Annotated in this window: 21 protein-coding genes and 1 pseudogene; 17 read left to right on the top strand and 5 right to left on the bottom strand. The window is 57.9% G+C overall.

What is annotated here, in order from left to right; all coding sequences use genetic code 11:
• Positions 1–8: 8 nt before the first annotated feature.
• From Q0915_RS15470 to Q0915_RS15430, 9 genes and pseudogenes are all read left to right on the top strand, one after another.
• Entirely contained in the window at positions 9–722 is a 714-nt protein-coding gene (locus Q0915_RS15470; RefSeq protein ID WP_299475156.1) for a CpaD family pilus assembly protein, read from the top strand.
• Positions 723–730: 8 nt separating this feature from the next.
• Positions 731–2,038, top strand: a complete 1,308-nt coding sequence (locus Q0915_RS15465) for a CpaE family protein (RefSeq protein WP_299475153.1) — start codon at positions 731–733, stop codon at positions 2,036–2,038.
• Positions 2,039–2,068: 30 nt separating this feature from the next.
• Positions 2,069–3,586, top strand: a complete 1,518-nt coding sequence (locus tag Q0915_RS15460; protein ID WP_299475150.1) for a CpaF family protein — start codon at positions 2,069–2,071, stop codon at positions 3,584–3,586.
• Between the two features lie 7 nt (positions 3,587–3,593).
• Positions 3,594–4,613, top strand: a complete 1,020-nt coding sequence (locus Q0915_RS15455; RefSeq protein WP_299475147.1) for a type II secretion system F family protein — start codon at positions 3,594–3,596, stop codon at positions 4,611–4,613.
• A 9-nt stretch (positions 4,614–4,622) separates the two neighbouring features.
• Entirely contained in the window at positions 4,623–5,606 is a 984-nt protein-coding gene (locus Q0915_RS15450; RefSeq protein ID WP_299475144.1) for a type II secretion system F family protein, read from the top strand.
• Between the two features lie 515 nt (positions 5,607–6,121).
• On the top strand, positions 6,122–7,066 hold the full coding sequence (locus Q0915_RS15445; protein ID WP_299475141.1) for a peptidoglycan-binding domain-containing protein: 945 nt from the start codon (positions 6,122–6,124) through the stop codon (positions 7,064–7,066).
• A gap of 300 nt (positions 7,067–7,366) precedes the next feature.
• Positions 7,367–7,609, top strand: a pseudogene (locus tag Q0915_RS15440) (transposase); the annotation flags it as partial.
• 151 nt (positions 7,610–7,760) lie between these two features.
• Positions 7,761–8,405, top strand: a complete 645-nt coding sequence (locus tag Q0915_RS15435; protein ID WP_299475138.1) for a spermidine synthase — start codon at positions 7,761–7,763, stop codon at positions 8,403–8,405.
• A 190-nt stretch (positions 8,406–8,595) separates the two neighbouring features.
• On the top strand, positions 8,596–9,093 hold the full coding sequence (locus tag Q0915_RS15430) for a GNAT family N-acetyltransferase (protein ID WP_299475135.1): 498 nt from the start codon (positions 8,596–8,598) through the stop codon (positions 9,091–9,093).
• A 171-nt stretch (positions 9,094–9,264) separates the two neighbouring features.
• Here Q0915_RS15430 and Q0915_RS15425 read toward each other — a convergent pair whose 3' ends face one another.
• Positions 9,265–10,047, bottom strand: a complete 783-nt coding sequence (locus Q0915_RS15425; RefSeq protein ID WP_299475132.1) for a tetratricopeptide repeat protein — start codon at positions 10,045–10,047, stop codon at positions 9,265–9,267.
• A 214-nt stretch (positions 10,048–10,261) separates the two neighbouring features.
• On the opposite strand from Q0915_RS15425, the gene Q0915_RS15420 reads away from it, so the two are divergent.
• The 3 genes from Q0915_RS15420 to Q0915_RS15410 are packed head-to-tail and all read left to right on the top strand — an operon-like array spanning position 10,262 to position 12,935.
• On the top strand, positions 10,262–11,626 hold the full coding sequence (locus tag Q0915_RS15420; protein ID WP_299475130.1) for a M17 family metallopeptidase: 1,365 nt from the start codon (positions 10,262–10,264) through the stop codon (positions 11,624–11,626).
• Positions 11,627–11,684: 58 nt separating this feature from the next.
• Entirely contained in the window at positions 11,685–12,035 is a 351-nt protein-coding gene (locus Q0915_RS15415) for a MarR family transcriptional regulator (protein ID WP_299475127.1), read from the top strand.
• A gap of 33 nt (positions 12,036–12,068) precedes the next feature.
• Positions 12,069–12,935, top strand: coding sequence for an NlpC/P60 family protein (locus Q0915_RS15410; RefSeq protein ID WP_299475124.1), 867 nt, complete (start codon positions 12,069–12,071; stop codon positions 12,933–12,935).
• A 7-nt stretch (positions 12,936–12,942) separates the two neighbouring features.
• On the opposite strand, the gene Q0915_RS15405 is transcribed toward Q0915_RS15410, so the two are convergent.
• Positions 12,943–13,239, bottom strand: a complete 297-nt coding sequence (locus Q0915_RS15405) for a hypothetical protein (RefSeq protein WP_299475121.1) — start codon at positions 13,237–13,239, stop codon at positions 12,943–12,945.
• Positions 13,240–13,335: 96 nt separating this feature from the next.
• Positions 13,336–14,523 (bottom strand): DNA recombination protein RmuC, encoded by a 1,188-nt coding sequence (gene rmuC / locus Q0915_RS15400; RefSeq protein ID WP_299475119.1) that lies wholly within the window; start codon positions 14,521–14,523, stop codon positions 13,336–13,338.
• A gap of 125 nt (positions 14,524–14,648) precedes the next feature.
• Here rmuC and def point away from each other — a divergent pair, with 125 nt between their 5' ends.
• Both def and Q0915_RS15390 read left to right on the top strand, forming a co-directional pair.
• Positions 14,649–15,167 (top strand): peptide deformylase, encoded by a 519-nt coding sequence (def, locus tag Q0915_RS15395; protein WP_299475116.1) that lies wholly within the window; start codon positions 14,649–14,651, stop codon positions 15,165–15,167.
• A 21-nt stretch (positions 15,168–15,188) separates the two neighbouring features.
• Positions 15,189–15,821: an NAAT family transporter gene (locus tag Q0915_RS15390; RefSeq protein ID WP_299475113.1), complete on the top strand. Its 633-nt coding sequence runs from the start codon at positions 15,189–15,191 to the stop codon at positions 15,819–15,821.
• A gap of 450 nt (positions 15,822–16,271) precedes the next feature.
• Here the strand turns inward: Q0915_RS15390 and Q0915_RS15385 are convergent, their stop codons facing one another.
• A complete protein-coding gene (locus Q0915_RS15385; protein ID WP_299475111.1) occupies positions 16,272–16,520 on the bottom strand; it encodes a hypothetical protein in 249 nt (82 codons plus the stop codon).
• Between the two features lie 80 nt (positions 16,521–16,600).
• On the opposite strand from Q0915_RS15385, the gene fmt reads away from it, so the two are divergent.
• The 3 genes from fmt to truA are packed head-to-tail and all read left to right on the top strand — an operon-like array spanning position 16,601 to position 18,939.
• On the top strand, positions 16,601–17,539 hold the full coding sequence (gene fmt / locus Q0915_RS15380; RefSeq protein ID WP_299475108.1) for a methionyl-tRNA formyltransferase: 939 nt from the start codon (positions 16,601–16,603) through the stop codon (positions 17,537–17,539).
• A gap of 23 nt (positions 17,540–17,562) precedes the next feature.
• A complete protein-coding gene (locus tag Q0915_RS15375; RefSeq protein ID WP_299475105.1) occupies positions 17,563–18,102 on the top strand; it encodes an N-acetyltransferase in 540 nt (179 codons plus the stop codon).
• A 15-nt stretch (positions 18,103–18,117) separates the two neighbouring features.
• Positions 18,118–18,939 carry a tRNA pseudouridine(38-40) synthase TruA gene (truA, locus tag Q0915_RS15370; RefSeq protein ID WP_299475102.1) on the top strand — a complete coding sequence of 274 codons (822 nt, stop codon included), beginning with the start codon at positions 18,118–18,120 and terminating at the stop codon, positions 18,937–18,939.
• Positions 18,940–19,091: 152 nt separating this feature from the next.
• Here truA and Q0915_RS15365 read toward each other — a convergent pair whose 3' ends face one another.
• Positions 19,092–19,556 carry a hypothetical protein gene (locus Q0915_RS15365; RefSeq protein ID WP_299475100.1) on the bottom strand — a complete coding sequence of 155 codons (465 nt, stop codon included), beginning with the start codon at positions 19,554–19,556 and terminating at the stop codon, positions 19,092–19,094.
• Positions 19,557–19,676: the final 120 nt, after the last annotated feature.

The raw sequence follows: 19,676 nt of genomic DNA, 5'->3' as shown, positions 1-19,676 counted from the left end.
ACGGACGGATGAAGACGAAGAAAACAGTCCGGATATCTGCCGTATCCAAATCCGCACTCGTGATTGCCGGATGTCTGGTTATGGTCGGGTGCCAGAACAAGAGCCAGAGCAACGCGGAGTTGCTGGCCTCGCACGACTATCGCTACAGACACCCGATCGTCATCACCGAGGAACCTGAGACGCTGGATCTGCCGATCGGCCAGAACACCCGCAATCTCCACGGCCCGATCGAAGGCACGATTACAGCCTTTGCGGTAGATTCTCGCCGCAACGGCAATGGAGCGGTGGAAATTCTGGTGCCGTCGGGGGGCGCCAATGAGGCGGCCGTTCATGCGGTAACGGGCGATATCAGGCACGCCTTGCAACGCGGTGGCCTCAGTCGCTCGAAAATCTCGACACGCACATACGCGGTTCAAGATCCCAAGGCCGAGGCACCGATCAGGCTCTCCTATTCGGCAATGCAGGCAACGGCTGGGCCGTGCGGCGCATGGCCAAGGAACCTTGGCGGCGGTATCGGCGAAAACACCGAATACGAGAACTTCGGCTGTGCAACACAGTCAAATCTCGCCGCAATGGTCGACAATCCGTCCGACCTGATCACACCGCGGGCATCAGGCCCGTCCGATCAGGCACGCCGTGCGGTCGTCTTCGAGAATTATCGCAAGGGCCAAACCACAGCTGGCACGTTCACTGAAGGTGTTGGGGCAGAAGTCTCAGAATAGGTGGAAGAATGAGCACGAACGCAGAATTGAAGGATACGCCGGGCTATCTCGATCCTATGTCGGAACCTGCTGAACACGAGTACGCAGGATCCGGGGAAACGGCGAATGTTGGTTCCGTTCCACGCATCACGGTACACGGTTTCTGCCTGACGGATGCGACGATGCGGGTTGCCGAAACCGCCATGGAAGACCGCAGGATGTCCAAGGCGCATCTGAAGCTCGACATGGGGGGGATTCCTGCCGCGATCGATGTCTTCGCGCAAGCGCCGACGCCGAACCTGGTGATGGTGGAATCAAACGGACAGCGTGAGGAGCTTCTCGGCAACCTCGATCAGCTTGCCGAATATTGCGACGCGGGCACCAAGGTGATCGTGATCGGAAACATGAACGATGTGTCGCTCTATCGCGACCTCATTGCGCGCGGCGTGAGCGAATACCTGATTGCGCCCGTCAACGTCTACCAGCTGATCGGGGCGATTGCCGAACTCTACACCGATCCGGAAGCCGAGCCACTCGGCCGCACGACTGCATTCTACGGCATCAAGGGCGGGTGTGGCTCCTCTACGATCGCTCACAACAGCGCCTGGTCGCTTGGCAGGAACTTTCAAAGCGAGGTCGTGATCACAGATCTGGACCTGCCATTCGGAACGGCGGGCCTGGATTACAATCAGGACCCCTTGCAGGGCGTCTTCGAAGCGATCTCCTCACCGGACCGGCTCGATGAAACCTATCTCGACAGGATCCTGTCCAAGTGTAACGAGCATTTGAGCCTCCTGGCAGCACCGGCAACGCTGGAGCGGACATACGATCACAGCGAGAAATCGTTCGAGCTGCTGTTTGAAACCATGAGGGCAACTGTTCCGAATGTGGTGCTGGACGTGCCGCACACCTGGAACGCCTGGGTGAAGAACACGCTATTGAACGTGGACGAGATCGTGCTTGTCGCCGAACCTGATCTGGCGAACCTGCGCAACGCGAAAAACGCGGTCGATATGTTGAAACAGCTGCGTCCGAACGACCGGCCGCCGCACCTGGTCATGAACAAGGTCAATGTGCCCAAGCGTCCGGAAATCAAACCGGAGGAGTTTGCAGGCGCTCTTGGTCTGACGGTGCAAGCATCGATCCCCTTCGAGCCGCAGCTCTTCGGCACCGCGGCAAATAATGGACAAATGATCAGTGAGATGGACGGAAAACATGCGGTAGCGCGCGTGTTTGACGATCTCGCGAATGCAATCTCGGGCAAAGTGCAGCCGGCCAAGGTAACGCGCTCTCCCCTTGGCGGCTTGTTTTCAAAACTGAAACGCAAGTCCGGCTGACTGGTTCGTAAGCGGAGCTGAAAGATCGCTATGTTTGGAAGACGCGGCAACTCATCGTCTGGAGCCCAGAACATCCAACCGGGAGGTGTTCCCGGAGGAGCGCCGGAATCGACGGCACCGGCCGAGGCTCCGGCACCGACCGTGGAAAAGGAAGCGCCTCCAGCTCCTGCGGAAAGCGAAAAGGCTGCGGCGCCTGCGCCGGCTCCCGAGCCTGCACCGGAACCGAAGGCCAAGGCGCCCGCACCTCGCAAAAAGAACAACGAGTACTACGAGACAAAGGCTCAAATCTTCAACGCGCTTGTTGAAGCGATTGACCTGTCTCAGCTCGCCCGTCTTGATGCCGAGGATGCGCGCGACGAAATCCGCGACGTCGTCAATGACATCATTGCGCTGAAAAATGTCATCATGTCCATCGCCGAGCAGGAGGACCTGCTTGAGGACATCTGTAACGACGTTCTGGGATATGGACCGCTGGAACCGCTCCTGGCACGCGACGACATCGCCGACATCATGGTCAACGGTGCTCACACGGTTTACATTGAGACGTCGGGCAAGGTCGAACAAACGGGCGTGAATTTCCGGGACAATGCCCAGTTGATGAACATCTGTCAGCGTATCGTGAGCCAGGTCGGCCGTCGTGTCGATGATGCGAGCCCGATATGTGACGCCCGTTTGCCCGATGGTTCTCGTGTGAACGTGATTGCGCCGCCGCTTTCGATCGATGGACCCGCGCTCACAATTCGTAAGTTTAAGAAAGACAAGCTAACGCTCGACCAGCTGACCAAATTCGGCTCGATCACACCGGAAGGTGCAACGATCCTGCAGATTATCGGCCGCTCACGCTGTAACGTGCTGATCTCCGGCGGTACGGGTTCTGGTAAGACAACGCTCCTCAACTGTCTGACGGCTTACATCGAAAGTACCGAGCGCATCATCACCTGCGAAGATTCTGCGGAACTGCAGCTGCAGCAGCCGCACGTCGTACGGCTCGAAACCCGCCCTCCCAACCTGGAAGGTGAGGGTGAGATCACGATGCGCGACCTCGTCAAGAACTGTCTGCGTATGCGTCCTGAACGCATTATCGTGGGCGAGGTGCGTGGCCCCGAAGCATTCGACTTGCTTCAGGCAATGAACACCGGCCACGACGGTTCCATGGGAACGCTTCACGCCAACTCGCCGCGCGAGGCTCTTTCCAGGCTTGAATCCATGATCACCATGGGCGGCTTCTCGCTGCCCTCCAGAACGCTGCGCGAAATGATCGTGTCGTCCATTGACGTCGTCGTTCAGGCCGCCCGTCTTCGTGACGGTTCACGCCGCATCACGCACGTGACCGAGGTGATGGGCATGGAAGGTGACATCATCACGACCCAGGATGTTTTCCTCTACGACATCGTTGGTGAAGATCCGAATGGCCGGATCATCGGCCGGCACAGGTCAACGGGGATCGGCCGGCCGAGATTCTGGGAGCGTGCACGCTACTTCGGTGAAGAATCGCGCCTGGCCCAGGCGCTCGATGCAGCCGAATTGCCCGATTATGTAGGGGAATGAGAAGTCGATGGCCGGATTTGAAGACTTTCTAACGCCACAAGTGACTGGGATTGCTGTTGCAGTCCTGGTCATGTTCGCTGTCGGTGGCATTATTTTCAGCCTGTTTCAGCCGACGCTGTCGGGAACCAAGCGGCGTGATCAGAGGATGATGGCGGTCGCCGCCCGTCCACAGAACGAAAAACAGCGTAAGCAGATCCGCGACAATGACCGGCGCAAGAAGTCGATCCAGGACCAGCTTAAGGATTTCGAAGACAGACAGAAAGCCAAGCACCATCGGCAGCAAAAAGTCTCGCTGAAAGTCAAAATGGAGCAGGCGGGACTTGGCTGGGAAATGAAGCATTTCGTCATTTTCAGCATTGTTTCCTGCCTGATTTTTCTGATCGTCGGATTTTTCGCGAGCGGCAACATATGGATTACGCTGGCTGCCGGGTTTGCCGGTGCGCTCGGATTTCCGCGCTGGTATGTCGGCAACAAGCGCAACCGCCGGTTCAATAAATTCCTCGACGAGTTGCCCAACGGTGTCGATATCATCGTTCGCGGCGTGAAGGCCGGTCTCCCGCTTGCAGATTGTATCAAGGTCGTTGCCCGCGAATCGCGCGAACCGGTTGCGACAGAGTTCCGGAAGATTACCGAAACTCAGGTAATGGGTGTTTCGCTGTCAGAAGCCGTCGCAAAGTTGCCGGACCGGGTGCCAGTCGCAGAAGCGAACTTCTTTGCGATCGTGGTTGCCATCCAGCAAAAGGCCGGTGGAGGTCTCGCCGAAGCACTCGGGAACCTCTCCAAGGTTCTTCGCGGGCGCAAGTCGCTGAAAGGCAAGATCAAGGCGCTGAGCTCGGAAGCCAAGTCTTCCGCGATGATCATCGGTGCGATGCCCTTTGGCGTCGGCGGCATCATCTATCTCATCGCGCCTGACTACATCAGCCTGCTATTCACCACGACAGGTGGCAATATCATCATTGGCGGCTGCCTGTTCTGGATGTTTCTCGGCATCATGGTCATGCGCCACATGATCAACTTCGACTTCTAAGGGGGCAGCATGGATCTCGAAACGATTGCATCGAGCCAGTTTCTTGCCGGGCTGCTTGCCATGGTCGCGGTAACCGGCACGATTTTTTCGCTCGTCGCACCGATCCTGTCGCGCGACACGCTGAAGACCCGCATGAAGTCGGTTGCGCTTGAACGCGACAAATTGCGTGCGAAAGAGCGCGCGCGGATGCAGGCGAACCAGCAACAGGATGCGCGCGCATCGCTGCGCAACCAGCCCAAGGCGCAGATGAAGAGCCTTGTCGACCGGCTCAATCTGAAAGAGATGCTGTCTGACGAGAGCACGACCGAAAAGTTGCGCATGGCCGGTTATCGCGGCAGCGCGCCCCTTTACTACTATCTTACCGCGCGCATCGCCTTGCCGCTGGTCCTGCTGGTCCTATCGCTGTTCTATTCCTTCGTTGTGATCCCGGATCTGCTGCCAACGCTCACCAAGGTCTGTATCTGCCTTGTCGTTGCCGGTATTGGCGCTTTCATTCCCAACCTGTTCCTCAAGAACAAGATCGACAAGCGCAAGCTCAACATTCAGCGTGCCTGGCCGGATGCGCTCGATCTGATGCTGATCTGTGTCGAATCCGGGATGTCCATTGAGGGTGCGTTTCAGAAGGTTGCCGAGGAAGTCGGTGTGCAGTCCGTCGACCTGGCGGAAGAACTTTCGTTGACGACCGCCGAGCTCTCCTATCTCAGCGAGCGGCGGTCCGCCTACGAGAACCTGGCCAAACGCACGGGTGTGGACGGTGTCAAGAACGTCATGATGGCCCTTGTTCAGGCCGAGCGTTACGGTACGCCTGTCGGCACCGCGATCCGCACGATGGCCGACGATACCCGTGAGCAGCGCATGCTGTTCGCAGAGCAAAAGGCAGCATCGCTCCCGCCGAAACTGACGGTTCCGATGATCATATTCTTCCTGCCGGTGCTGTTCTTCATCATCATGAGCCCGGCGGTTATGCAGGTCATGGAGCTCGACAGCTTCTAGATCGCTTCGCACAATCTGGAAAAAGAACGCCCCGCCGCGAGATGTTGTCTCGGCGGGGTGTTTTATTTTAAAGCAGGAACCCTGCGTCTACCCTCTTTAAGTTACGCAATCGTTGGCTCGCGCAGGGTATGCGACCTTTTTCGCTGCCGATCAGTATCAGATGTTGCGGAAGTAAAACCCTCAAGAGATCTGCACCGCCTAGCTCTCCAATTACAGATCCGTACCCTAGACCTCAAGGATCAGCCGAACTTGTAGACATGTGTGCAAGGCCATTATCATTCTGCTGCACACATTCCTACTTTTTGCGCGGCAGGAAATCTTGCTGAAGACCTATACAGTCAAGCTTTTGGTGCGCACATGCCGCCGACGCTATGGAATTTCATAGCTGTTGTAAGCTTTTCCTTGGTTCTAATGTCAGCCGATACAGCGAGCGAATGCGAATTCCAGCTCTCTGCCGTCGCGTTGTCGAACGGCTTTTCAACATTAAAAAGTCAATAATTTTCAGTGAGCTTTCGATGCCAACATACATAAAACGAGGTCATTCCGGACAACATGTTGTGGAACTTCAGGAACGCCTGAACGCAATCACCGCAGCGCATTACGAGGGCGTAGCCACAGTCCTTGGTTTTACGCTTCAGGCCACGCTGGTTGTCGACGGAAAATTCGGGAAGAACACGCGCGCACGAGTGATGGAGTTTCAAAAAAACAACGGATTGACGGTAGATGGGATCGTTGGCCCTCAAACCTGGTCGGCGTTGTTTGGAAAACCGATGCCGGCCGCAATCGAAAGCCAGGCGTCTCAGGCGGAAGCGTCCAAGTCCGCAGCACCGAGGCAGCGGGGACATCTTTACATTCACAGTTATGATGCGCCGTCCAAGAACATGAACGGCAGCCAGCATGCCGCCAGTCAGTGCCACCATGTCGAAGTGCCTAAAGGCAGGGGCAGGGAGACGGCCTCCCTAGTGCGTGCGGAGCTGGAGGAAGAAAATCTCCTTATTGAGGATCTGGTTCTAAATTCTCATGGAAGCGGCATAGGTATCGTTTCATTTGGCGATCTGAAGTTCCGCCTTGGTGACAATCTTTCCTTTTTTCGGGACATCAAACCAAGACTGGCCGGGAGTGGGATCGTCTGGATCTTCGCCTGCGCGTTTGCCACGCCGGTAAAACCGAAAAGCGACTCCGATGCCTGGATCGTTGAACCCAGTGAAATTGCCCGCGGCAAAGGCACACAGCAAATGGTCAACATAGCCCGGCACCTGAACCGACCGGTGCGCGCCGGATTTGGGATGCAGTTCGGAGACATGTCGGGCTTCACCACACCGTGGGCCGAAGTCTCTCCCAAAGGAGACATTGTGCTGCATTCCAAAGGTCGGAAATTGACAACTTTTGAAGCCTTTGGAAAAGGCGCGAACGAACTTATCGCATTCTCGCATTTGCTAGTCACAGGAGACTTCCTGTAACGCGTTCCGCCACTTGGGCGGGACTGGTTCGAATTACAAAAAGGGTGCGCGCAGTCTGGTTCGTGCTGTCGGTGACCGGTCTTTGGTCTCTGCGAGTGAGGCAAAACCGCCTGTCGATCGGAAAACTTCCCGACCCGATCTGGAAGAGTGTCTGCGCGCGATCGTCGGCTGACAGATGGCGTTCTCAGGTCTTGATCCGTTCCATTTGGGGATCAAAGAGGCGAGCAAGCGAAACTGACATGCTCCCCTGAAAACTCCTCGTTTTGAGGTTAGTCTGTTCCCAATTGAAGGATACGGACGATGAAACAGTCCAGGTTCTCCGAAGAACAGGTCATTGGCATTTTGAAAGAACATCAGGCGGGTGTTTCGGTCGCCGAGCTATGCCGCAAATATGGCATCAGCGATGCGACGTTTTACAAGCGGCGCTCAAAGTACGGCGGGATGGAGGTGGCTGATGCCAAACGGCTGAAGGCGCTTGAAGAAGATAGCGCAAAACTGGAGAAGCTGCTCGCGGAGTCGATGATGGATGTGTCGACGCTCCGCTCCGTGTCGGAATATTGTTCCGGATTGCCGTAACTCTCCGCTTCCAATGGCTCTTTTAAACTGCCACGCTGCAGCGATGAGCTCACTGTTTGAAGAATTGGATTACGCCCCAACGCCGATTGGTGCGATTTCGTTGCGGCGGAGGCACATTTTGTCTCTCCAGACTGATGTCTTTGAAATACTGCTCGGTGAAGAGCATCTGATGTCGAGCCTGTTCACCGCGTCAGAAGTCGCGCTGGCCGACAAGGGAGTGACCGCGCTGACGGGCGAAAAGCTGGACGTCCTTGTCGGTGGCCTCGGACTTGGCTACACCGCGAAAGCCGTTCTGGCACATGACAGCGTTTCCGGACTCGATGTGGTGGATCTGCTGGAACCTGTTATCCGCTGGCACCGGGAAGGATTGGTGCCGATGGGGACCGAGCTTGCCGATGATCCGCGCTGCCGGCTGATTGAAGGAGACTTCTTTGCGCTGGCGGCCTCGCAGGCCGGCTTCGATGCACAGAAGCCCGGACGCCAGTATGATGCAATCCTGATCGATATCGATCACACGCCGGAGCGGCTCCTCCATAGCGGGTCAAAAGGTTTCTACACCGCCGAGGGACTGCGCGCTGTACAGCGTTTTTTGAAACCCGGAGGGATCGTTGGGCTCTGGTCGGATGAAGCACCGGACGATGCCATCGTGGCCTTGCTGGCCGATCCATTCGATGCGGCCTGGGTCGAGCCTGTGGTTTTTGAAAACCCGTTGCAGCCCGGACGCGAAGTCACCCAGTCCGTTTATCTGGGCCGCAAAGGCTGAAAGGCAGTTCGACGGTGTTGCCGTTCGCGTGTTCGGAAACAAAGGGGCATTCGCAAAGACCGGTCTTGTTCTCCTTCCGACCGGCTGATTTGAACACTCCGGCAATGACAAATGCCCTTTAAATCCTCATCCCTTAGAAAAGCCATCAAACGCGGTCAGATCGGTTCTTATTTCTTGAGCTTGGTATAAGATGAGCAGACGCCTCAGGATACTGGATTTCGCCGAACTCAATCCGGCTCAAGTAAGCTTTGCGCGAAGTTTGGAGGTATCTCCGGCGCAAGTTGATTTTGGGGGCACATTCGAGAGTTCACTCGATTTGATCGCGTCTGAGCAAAGCGAAACCCTGAGAGGGTATTGTTTTCTTAAAGACGAAGAAGTGGTGGGCCTTGTGGTTTTGAAACGGCCGCCTTCGTCACCCGACTGGGTAGAGCCCGGCGCCGTGTCGCTGCACGCACTCAAAATCGATCGACGCTGGCAGGGACAGGGGCTCGGCAAGGAAGCATTCGAGCAAACAGTCCATGCGGCGGCGACCCGCTGGCCAGACGCCAAAAGTCTTGTCCTTGCGGTAGACGCGGGCAATACCGCAGCATTGGCCGTCTACCTCAGTTTCGGAATGACTGACAGCGGTCCGCTCTATTCAGGTCGGATCGGCAAGGAACACAGACTGTCGCTTGGAATAAGTGCCTAACCCATTCCGGGCGAACAGGTAGCATTGCCTCCACCCGCATCCGGTTTCGCAAGACCAAAACGTCATGTGCTTGCTAACGTAGAGCCATCCGGCGTGTGCGCGTCCTATCCCGCACAAACGGGACAAATCGCACAGAGTCTTAAAGTCTGCCTTGGAGTTGCCGGGACGACGTCAGCCGCGCTGACGGTTCTGCATCATCGTGCGCAGGTAGGCGATGTTGGCTTGCGCCTGGCGCGGATCCAGCTCGGATGTGGCGACCTCGACCGCTTCGTCGAATTTGCCCTGGATGCCGAGGACCAATGCCAGGTTCTGGCGAACGCGGCTGTCTGCGCCCGGCAGGCTAGTCGCGCGGCGCAAGGTGTATTCGGCGTCGGGCAGTTTGTTGGAGAGCAAATAGGACAGTCCGAGATTGTTCAAAAGGCTCGGATCGTCCGGCGCAATTTTCAGCGCCTGTTTGTAAAGCCTGCGCGCCTTTTCGTGATTGCCCGTCTGATCGTAGATCGCGGCCTCAGCCGACATGATCTTCCAGTCCGGCATATCGGGCCGCTGCGCGCGCTTGAGAACGTTGAGCGCTTCGTCGAAACGTCCGTTCATCGCCAGGATCTTGCCGTAGGCGGATGCTATTTCACGATCCTTCTGATGGCTGATCACGCCTGCCCGAAGCACGGCCATCGACTGCTCGATCTGTCCGTTCTGGCTCAAGGCATTGGAATATCCGAGGATCGCGTTCCGATTGCTGCGGTCCCGCTCATAGGACTTCGCCCATTTCGAAACCTCGGCGCGTGCCAGGTTCGAACCCGGGGAAACCGAGTGCTTGCCGGAGGCTGGAGAATAGGTGCCGGTATTGGACTTGTTCGAGGCACAGCCGGTCACGAAGGCAAGCGCGGTTAGGGCCACGAGCGCCGGTACCAGTTTGGAGCGGCGAATTACGGATCCGGTTCTGGGCGCGTGCATTTTCAACATCCTTGTTGTCCGCAGCTGTGTCGTTCCCCTAGAGAAATAGATAATTAACCCTAATGGATGGTTAAGCAGCGTTGCGAAATGCAAGTTTGCATGACGGTTTGCAGCGGTTGTTGCGTCTTCCGGCAAGGCGGCTTACCTGTTGGTCCAATCCAATCAGCTCAACGGAGTGCAAAACGTGCGTGAATCCCTGGTCCGCAAATCTGAAATGTCTGACCCGACTCCGATCATCGCGGTCACCGAGTCATCCCTGGAGGGTGAACTTGCCGGATTGGGTGCGCGCGCCGGGCAATGGTCATCGCTCAACGACTTCAAGGGCAAACCGTCTTCGCATCTCCTGGTGCCGGACAGCGATGGAACAGGTGCAGTGGTGCTGCTCGGTGTCGACGACACCGGCCTGCCGCACCCGTTTCTCCTGGGCAGTCTCGTTAAAAGCCTCCCCGGCGGCGATTATTTTCTCAGCGATGGATTTCCCGACCCCGAACAGGCCGCGCTCGGGTTTGCGCTGTCGGCATACCGGTTTGAGCGCTATGTGACCCCGTCGAAAAAAAATCACCGGCTTGGGCTGGCCGATGATGTTGACCTCGACCGGATCCATATCATTCTTGAGGGCGTGAAGACCGCCCGGGACCTCATCAACACGCCGGCCAATGACCTCGGGCCGGCAGAGTTGGCAGCTGCAGTCGAGGCGCTCTTCAAGAGCCACGGTGGGGCAGGGCGCATCATTGTCGGCGATGATCTCCTCAGTGAAAATTTCCCGATGGTGCACGCCGTCGGACGCGCAAGTTCACGGGCGCCTCGCCTCGCCGATTTTGCCTGGGGCAACGCGGACGACCCGAAAGTGACCCTTGTCGGCAAGGGCGTGATCTTCGACACCGGCGGGCTCAATCTGAAGCCTGGAAACTCCATGTCCCTGATGAAAAAGGATATGGGCGGAGCCGCCAACGTTCTGGGCCTTGCCGCGATGATCATGGCGTCCGCGCTTCCTGTGCGTCTTCGTGTCATCGTGCCATGCGTTGAAAACGCTGTTTCCGCGAACGCGTTCAGGCCGGGCGACATCCTGTCCAGCCGCAAGGGGTTGAGTGTCGAGATCGGCAACACGGATGCCGAGGGCCGTCTGATCCTCGGCGATGCACTTGCGCTGGCCGATGAAGAGAGCCCGGATCTTCTGGTTGACATGGCAACGCTGACCGGTGCGGCCAGGGTCGCGCTCGGGCCGGATCTGCCGCCGTTCTACACCCATGACGACGACCTTGCGGAAGAGATTGCCGTAATGGCCGAAGCGTCCACCGACCCCCTTTGGCGCCTTCCTTTGTGGGAACCCTACATGAAGTATCTCGACAGCAAGGTGGCGGACATCAATCACATCAACACCTCGGGCGCAGGCTTCGCCGGCTCGATCACGGCGGCATTGTTTCTCTCGCGATTTGTCGAAAACACCGATAGCTGGGTTCATTTCGACATTTACGGCTGGACGCCAGCAGACCGTCCCGGCAAGCCGGTCGGCGGAGAAGCCCAAGGGATCCGCTGCCTGTTCGATCTGATCGCGGAGCGATACACGGTCAAAAAATAACGGCTCCGAAACGTTTTTATGGTTCGATAGCAGCCAGGAAGGAAACACCGGCTCGGATATGGCTGTCGACATACGCGCCTCTCAGGCCCTGAAATTGTTGCATGAAGTCAATCTGTCGCTGGTCCGTGACAGTGAACAGGATCTGTCCGCGCGCCAGCTGACAATCCTGCTGACCGTCTACCTGGAACCGCCGCCCCATACGGTGCGTGGCCTTGCTGCCAAGTTGAATGTCACGAAGCCAGCTATTACCAGGGCGCTCGACACGCTCGGCGGTATGAGGCTTCTGTCCCGCAAGCGCGACGAGGCCGACAAGCGCAATGTCATTATCACGCGTACCGTTTCCGGCGCGCTCTATCTGGAGCAACTTGGCGATCTTGTGGTAGACAAGGCCAAGGAATTGCCGCGCTGACTGCCATCTCTTTGCAGGAAATGAAGTTCGAACATGACCCACGCTTTCGACCGCCGCCTGCACCCCGTGAGACCTGACCTGGCGGCCCGCGACTATGAAGGGCAAGCCGATGCGGAGCGCTTCGTTGATGGCGAGGTCTTTCAGGTCTCGGCCGACAGTCTCGCCATCCGGCCACACGCAAGGCCGGACTGTCCGATTGATACCGAAGCGCTCCACGGCGAATGGATCACCGTTTATGAGCAAACCGCTGAGGGGTGGGCCTGGGGGCAGCTCGACACGGACGGCTATGTCGGCTGGTTTTCTTCAGACGGCCTCGGCCAGGTCACGGCGGCAACGCATCGCGTGCGCGCCATGCGCACCTACCGCTACCCTGCACCGGACCTGAAATTTCCGCCGCGCGGCATGTTGTCGATCGGAAGCAACGTGACTGTGGTCGGCGAAACGGAAACGCGGGGACTGACTTATGCCATCCTGAGCGACGGTTCGGCTGTTGTCGCCAAACATCTGGTTCCGCTGACCGTTTTCGACGACGATTGGGTTTCGGTCGCCGAGGAAATGCTCGGTGCGCCGTATCTTTGGGGCGGACGAACCAGTGTCGGTCTTGATTGCTCGGCGCTGGTCCAGCTTGCGGCGCAGGCCGGCGGATTGGACATACCGCGCGACAGCGACATGCAGGAAACGGACGCAGGACATGAGATCCCGCATAACGATTTATCCAAATATCTGCGCGGTGACCTGATTTTCTGGAAGGGTCACGTTGCCATCGTGACCGGGCCGAACACGTTGCTGCATGCCAATGGCTTCACGATGACGGTCGCCTATGAACCGCTTGACCGCGCGATCGAGCGCATTGCCTCGACCGAGTGGGGCAACGTCACCCGGGCCCGCCGTCTGTCCTAGCCGCCCGCTAAAGGGACTGCGCCATATCCTGCCAGAGCGCCTCGGTGTCACGCTGGACAGGTTTGCCGGCCATGCGGAACCAGTAACCCGCATTGCCATGATCGCCTTCGATCAGATGGCAGAGCGCATGCACCCAGTCATGGGCGGGCTCGCCTTCGGCACCCTGACAGATCTCGTGTGCCTTCTCCCATTCCGGGCCAAGAGTAAGCCCGCCTTTCTTGAGCCACCATAGGGCCTTCAATGGTTCGGAAAAGTCGTTGGGCGGTTCGGCCGTTGAAACATCGAAACGGGATGAAGAGGACATGAACGGTACCTGATGCTTGCCTTGGGAAGAGCGTGCGGAGTGTAGCCTTGCAGGATGCCAGCGCCAAAGGGAAACCTGCGAACTTGATGTGAGTTCTTATGATTTTGGTGTGAGTGCGAGACGGGGTTCTTCGGGCAAAGCCTCTTCGCGGGCAGCTTCCAATTCGCCGAGTTCGAGATCCTCGATCTTGCGGCTGCGTTTGGTGATCTTGTCTGTGGAGATCAGGATCTGGTCGATATCCTTGTTGGCCTGCGCGAAGTGCGACTGAAGTTTGCCGACGCGGTCATTGAGGCGGCCTACGTCTGTGATCAGGTGACCGACCTCCGCCTGTATGAGGTGCGCCTGTTCGCGCATTTTCGCATCGCGCAGCACGGACTGGATAACCTGTATGGACAGCATGAGAAGCGACGGGGACACGATTACCACCCGTGCCCTGTGGGCTTTCTGGATCAGATCTTCAAAGCCCTCGTTGAGTTCCGCAAAGATGCTCTCGGAGGGCACGAAAAGGAAGGCGGTGTCCTGGGTCTCGCCCGGCAGCAGATATTTCTCGCTGATGTCCTGAATGTGCTTGGAAAAGTCGCGGCGAAACTGTGCCTGCGCGTATTTCAGCTGCTCCTCGGTTTCCGCGTCGCGCAGCAGGTTGAAGCCTTCCAGCGGAAACTTCGCATCAATGGCCAGCGATGGCGCACCGTTCGGCATGTGGATGAGACAATCCGGTCGGCTGTTGTTGGAAAGCGTTGCCTGGAACGAATATGTGCTCGGCGCCATCTGATCCTGGATGATGGCTTCCATCCGTCCCTGACCGAACGCACCGCGGGTCTGCTTGTTGGACAGGATCGCCTGAAGCTGGCCGACCTGTCCCGACAGGTCGGTGATGGTGCGCTGCGCCCGGTCGATGACGGCGAGACGTTCATGCAAATGCCTGAGGCCGTCCTGTGTTTTCTTGGTCGTGTCGGACATCGACAGACCCAGCTTGTGTCCCATCCCATCGAGCCGTTCGTTGACGGCCCGCATCATGTCCGACTGGCGCGATCCGAACACCTCCGCCATCGTCTGCATGCGCCCCGTCATCTCGCCCTGCGATTTCAGGAGCTGCGAAAGATGGCTTTCAAGTTCGTGGATGCGCTCGGTTGCGGCACTGTCGGCGTCCGCGCGCGCTCGAATCTGGCGCAGCGTCTTCAGGACAAGCCAGACAATCATTGCCAGAAGGAACAGCCCGCTCCCAAGCGCAGTCTCCAGAACCGTCACCGGACGCCCGCTAATTTCAAACAGAATCTCATTCATGAAACAAACATAGAACGATTCGGCTGCAACGCCCATGCAGAACGCTTGCCGCAGACGTTGAAAACGCAGGCGAACCGGTTGATTTCCGCGTTGACCGCCGCGATACGATTGCCTATGTCAGGCGCATGACAAAACGCTCGATTATTACGATTCCCGACCCGGTTCTCCGCGAAGTCTGTGCACCGATCGAAACCGTTGACGATGAGATCCGCGCCCTGTCCGACGATATGCTGGAGACAATGTACGACGCGCCCGGCATCGGGCTTGCCGCCAGCCAGATCGGTATTCTGAAACGCATGTTCGTGCTTGACGTTGCCAAGGAAGATGCGCCCAAGGAGCCGATGGTGTTCATCAACCCGAAAATCGTCTGGTCGAGCGAAGACATGTCCGTCTATCAGGAAGGGTGCCTGTCGATCCCGGAATATTTCGAGGATGTCGAGCGGCCGGCAGAAGTGACCGTCCAGTTCCTTGACCGCGAGGGCGGCGAACAGGAAATCAAGGCCGACGGCTTGCTGGCGACCTGCATTCAACACGAGCTTGACCACCTCAACGGGAAATTGTTCATTGACTACCTGTCGAAGCTGAAGCGCGACCGGGTCATGAAGAAATTTGCCAAGCAGGCGAAGCTCGCAGTCAAGGCCTAAAGGGGTAGGGGAAGGGCACTTATGGATCAGGAACTGTTCCTGAAAACATTCGCCGCGCTGTTCGCGATCATGAGCCCGATCGCAAACCTTCCTGTCTTTCTGGCGCTGACTTCGGATCGCGGTCCCGCGTTTGAACGGAAAGTCGCCTTCACGTTGCTGATCAGCCTGACCGCTGGGGCCGTGTTCATCGGACTGACCGGCGATATCATCCTGAAGATATTCGGCATCTCGCTGGACGCATTCCGCCTCGCAGGCGGGTTCCTGATCCTCCTGATCGCACTTGACCTGATACGAGGCCAAAGCACGCCGGTTCATCACGGCACAGACAAGGAAAAGGAAAACATGAAGTCGCAGGACAATCCCGCGATTTACCCGTTGACGGTGCCGATCCTCCTTGGTCCGGGATCCATTTCCACCATGATCATTTTTCGCGGTCAGGTGACTGACTTCAGTCAGGAGATAGCCTATGTCGCCGCTGTTGCTGCCTCCATCGCCGTCTTGATCGCGACTTTCTTTGCAGCTCCCTTTCTGCAGCGGTTCCTTGGCGAGACTGCGAACAGCGTCATGAGCCGGTTAATGGGCATGATCCTCGCCGCCATTGCCATGGAAATGATGACGGACAGCCTCAAGGTGCTTTGGCCCGGACTGGCTTAGGTCGGGTTGGACGGGCCCTTGGTCTGAACCCTCAACCCGAGGAAGTTCTTCGCACAGACTCCAAGAATGAGCGCACATTCGCACAGCACTGCCCGCCCTTCGAGACGGGCCTTCAAGTCCTGTTCTGGATAGGCGTGCCTTACTGAAGGCCGGGTCTTCGTGGCTGGTGCGAAATGGCAAATCTCAACCCGCTTGTCGTCCCGGTTTGCCGCGCAAAGCGGCAAGACCGGGATCCAGTATTCCACGCCGGTGGCGAAAGACAAAGACGGTCAGACAAGCGATTACCGGATCCCTGCCTGCGCAGGGATGACAAGGGGACAAGACGAAACTTCGTCCTCAGATTTTCCGCTGCTTCGTCGTCCCGGATGACGAGAGTCGGTGTGCTTCAAAATCCCCTCTCGTCGCCCCGGGCGAACAACGTGAGACCCGGGGCCGGTGGGCCCGGTTAGGTCATGACGGACGCGGATCAACCATGAGTTCGTTGGCTCCCCGATCCGGGCTTGCACTGCGCTTGGCCGCTATGCCCGTTGTCTGAAAACGAAGCTTCATCCTGAGGATGCGCTGCGCGCTGTTTCGAAGAACGGGCGGTGATCTCGGAAGTGCACCATTGCTGAACAGCGTGCAGCAAACGCGTTTGTTCGAGATCATCAGGTGCATTGGCAAGGCCCGGATCTGGTTCTCGTTTGTTCCTATGGTCATTGTGCCCTTGCTCGACACGGCGTATGGCGCAATAAGGGGCCAAATCGTCTGGAAAAACTCCGAAGCTCAGAAGGAGCCTCATGTCTCTTCGCGTCGTCTTTATGGGAACCCCGGAATTTTCGGTGCCGACCCTCATGGAAATCGTCGGTCAGGGACACGATGTTGTCGCCTGCTATTCACAGCCGCCGCGGCCGGCCGGTCGGGGCATGGATCTGAAGAAGTCTCCGGTGCACGAAGCGGCCGAATCTTTCGGCATTCTGGTTCACACGCCCAAGAGCCTCAAAGACGCGGACGCGCAGGCCGAATTTGCCGCGTTGAACGCGGATGTTGCCGTTGTCGTCGCTTATGGATTGCTGCTGCCCGGGCCCATTCTCGAGGCACCGGAACATGGGTGTTTGAACCTGCACGCGTCCATGCTCCCCAGGTGGCGTGGGGCCGCTCCGATCAACAGGGCGATCATGGCGGGCGACACGCAAACGGCAATTCAGGTGATGCGGATGGAGGAGGGGCTCGATACCGGTCCGGTCTGCATGTCCGAAACTGTTGCAATCGAACCGAATATGACCGCCGGTGAATTGCATGATCGATTGTCCGGACTCGGCGGCGATCTTATGGTCCGCGCACTTGCCGCCTTGTCTCGCGGCGCGCTCGGCGAACAGCCTCAGACCGATGAGGGCGTCACCTATGCGGCCAAACTCTCCAAGCAGGAAACGCGGATCGACTGGGCAAAGCCGGCGGAAGAGGTGCACAACCACATCCGCGGACTGTCGCCTTTTCCAGGGGCCTGGTGCGAAATGCCACTTGGCAGCAAACCGGAGCGCGTGAAGATCCTGCGCAGTTCTCGCGTTGACGGCAGCGGCGTTCCGGGAACTCTTGTTGCAAGCGAAACGGCTCCGGTGGTTGCCTGCGAAACAGGCGCGGTCCGTCTCGATCAGTTGCAAAGGGCGGGCAAGAAGCCGATGAGCGGCCAGGATTTCCTGCGCGGCGCGTCTCTTTCTGACGGCACGCTTCTGGATTAGGGTACACTCTGCAGGAGACAATCATGAGTGATACCATCACAAGCACCGGTCTGACTGTTCGCAACGTAGATACACAGGACGAAGCGCCTGTTCGCGATCTTCTGCGAGCCGCCTTTCCTTCTGATATGGAAGCGCGCCTCGTCGAAAGACTGCGCCATTGCGGTGCGCTGGTACTGGAACAGGTCGCAGTCGATGATGCTGGAGCCATCATCGGCCACGTCGCCTACAGCCGGGTGACACCGGCCGCAATCGGCGCGGGACAGGCTCTTCAGGTTGCCTGCCTGGCGCCTGTCTCGGTCTGGCCCGAGCGCCAGCGTAAAGGCATCGGGTCTGCGCTGATAAGAGCTTCTCTTGAGAAGCTGACTGATCTGGGCGAAGACCTTGTCCTCGTACTGGGGCCGCCAGCCTATTATCCGCGCTTCGGATTTGATCCGGTACTTGCCAGAAAAGTTCAGGCGCCATACGCGGGCGATGCTTTCATGGCACTTGCCCTGACCGAGGCCGGTTCCCGCGATCTGCCGATCGAGGTGGCATTTGCAACGCCTTTTCAAGAATTCGAGTAACCAGAGTCCATCTGAATGCCGCGCTACAAATTGACGGTGGAATATGACGGCCGCCCGTTCTGCGGTTGGCAGCGGCAAGCGAACGGACCGTCCGTGCAAGCCGTGATCGAACGGGCCCTAAAGGCCTTTTCCGGTGAAGACGTAACCATTGGTGGGGCGGGACGCACGGACACGGGCGTCCATGCGACGGGTCAGGTCTGTCATGCCGATCTTTCGAAACCCTGGCCCGCCAGAACGATTATGGGCGCGCTGAATTTTCACTGCCAGCCCGACCCGGTCGTGGTCCTCGACTGCGCTGAAATGCATGAAGGCTTCGATGCCCGTTTTTCTGCCATCCGCCGGTCGTATCGCTATCGCATTCACAACCGCCTTCCGCCGCTGACCCACCAGCTGGGTCTTGCCTGGCATGTGAAGACCGATCTTGACGCGAAGGCAATGCACTCCGCTGCCCAGGAATTTGTCGGCCATCACGACTTCACGACATTCCGCCACTCACGCTGCCAGGCGAAAAGTCCGGAAAAGACGCTGGAAGAATTCCGGGTGTTTCGCGACGGCGAATTTGTGATCGCGGAATGTTCGTCCCGCTCGTTCCTGCACAATCAGGTGCGCTCCATGGTGGGCACGCTCAGGCTGGTCGGGGAGGGCAAATGGGGTCCGGGCGATGTGACAAAGGCGCTCAAGGCGCATGACCGCAAGGCCTGCGGCCCTGTCGCACCAGCGGACGGCCTCTATCTTACCCGTGTCGATTACCGCCCTGTGGAAACGGATATCGAGCTGTTGCGAGACTGGCAGGCCCGCAAGGCGGCGATGGACACCGAAGACGACGTTGAAACTTAAGCTTTCGCAAAGGGGCCGGTCTGGCCTCGTTTGCAGGCACAGATGTGGCAAAAACTTCCAAATCGACGTTGAGGATTGCCGCCCCGGTCCTGAACCGGGGTCGCTAGTATCGCGAAACAGGTCTAAATGGTCACAAATAGGGTTTCGCCCGGCTATCCACCAAGGAACCCGCCAAAGATGTCGCCGACATTGGCTATTATGTATCCGATGATGATGACACCGGCGATGAGCATCGCTGTCCAGACAAACATCTGAAATCCGATTGCCAGACCGCCAAAACAAACGGCGGCGCCCGCAAGGCGTCTGTTTTCCTTCAGAACGAAACCGACGACACCGAAAATGACCGCAAGGCCGGCGAGCACATAGGCAGATGTTTGAAGAATGCGATCGAGGCTCCACGGCTGTGTCTGGGGATCCGGCAGTGCTTCGCCTTTCAGACCCTTCAAGGCGGAGGTGCGAATGTCCGCCGCGATTTCGCCGATTGATTGCCCGATGGTTGGCTGCGGGTCGAGTGGCCCCGCGCTGTGAAGAAAAAGCACCAGTACCAGCGCGACTGCGCCAAATGCCATTCCGGCAAATCCAGACCAGGGTGTTTTGACTGCTGCGGTTTCGCTCATGTGCCGCCTCTTCCTTTATGTGAAGTTGCGCGAAAACACGATGGTGTCACCTTGAAGCTAATTTTTTCTTGAGCTTGGTATAACTCACAGTATCCAAAGCTTCGCGGTCATCGTGATGTA

This window comes from uncultured Roseibium sp., from assembly GCF_947494555.1.
Taxonomy (GTDB): domain Bacteria; phylum Pseudomonadota; class Alphaproteobacteria; order Rhizobiales; family Stappiaceae; genus Roseibium.
This window is presented reverse-complemented; position numbering and strand designations above follow the sequence as displayed.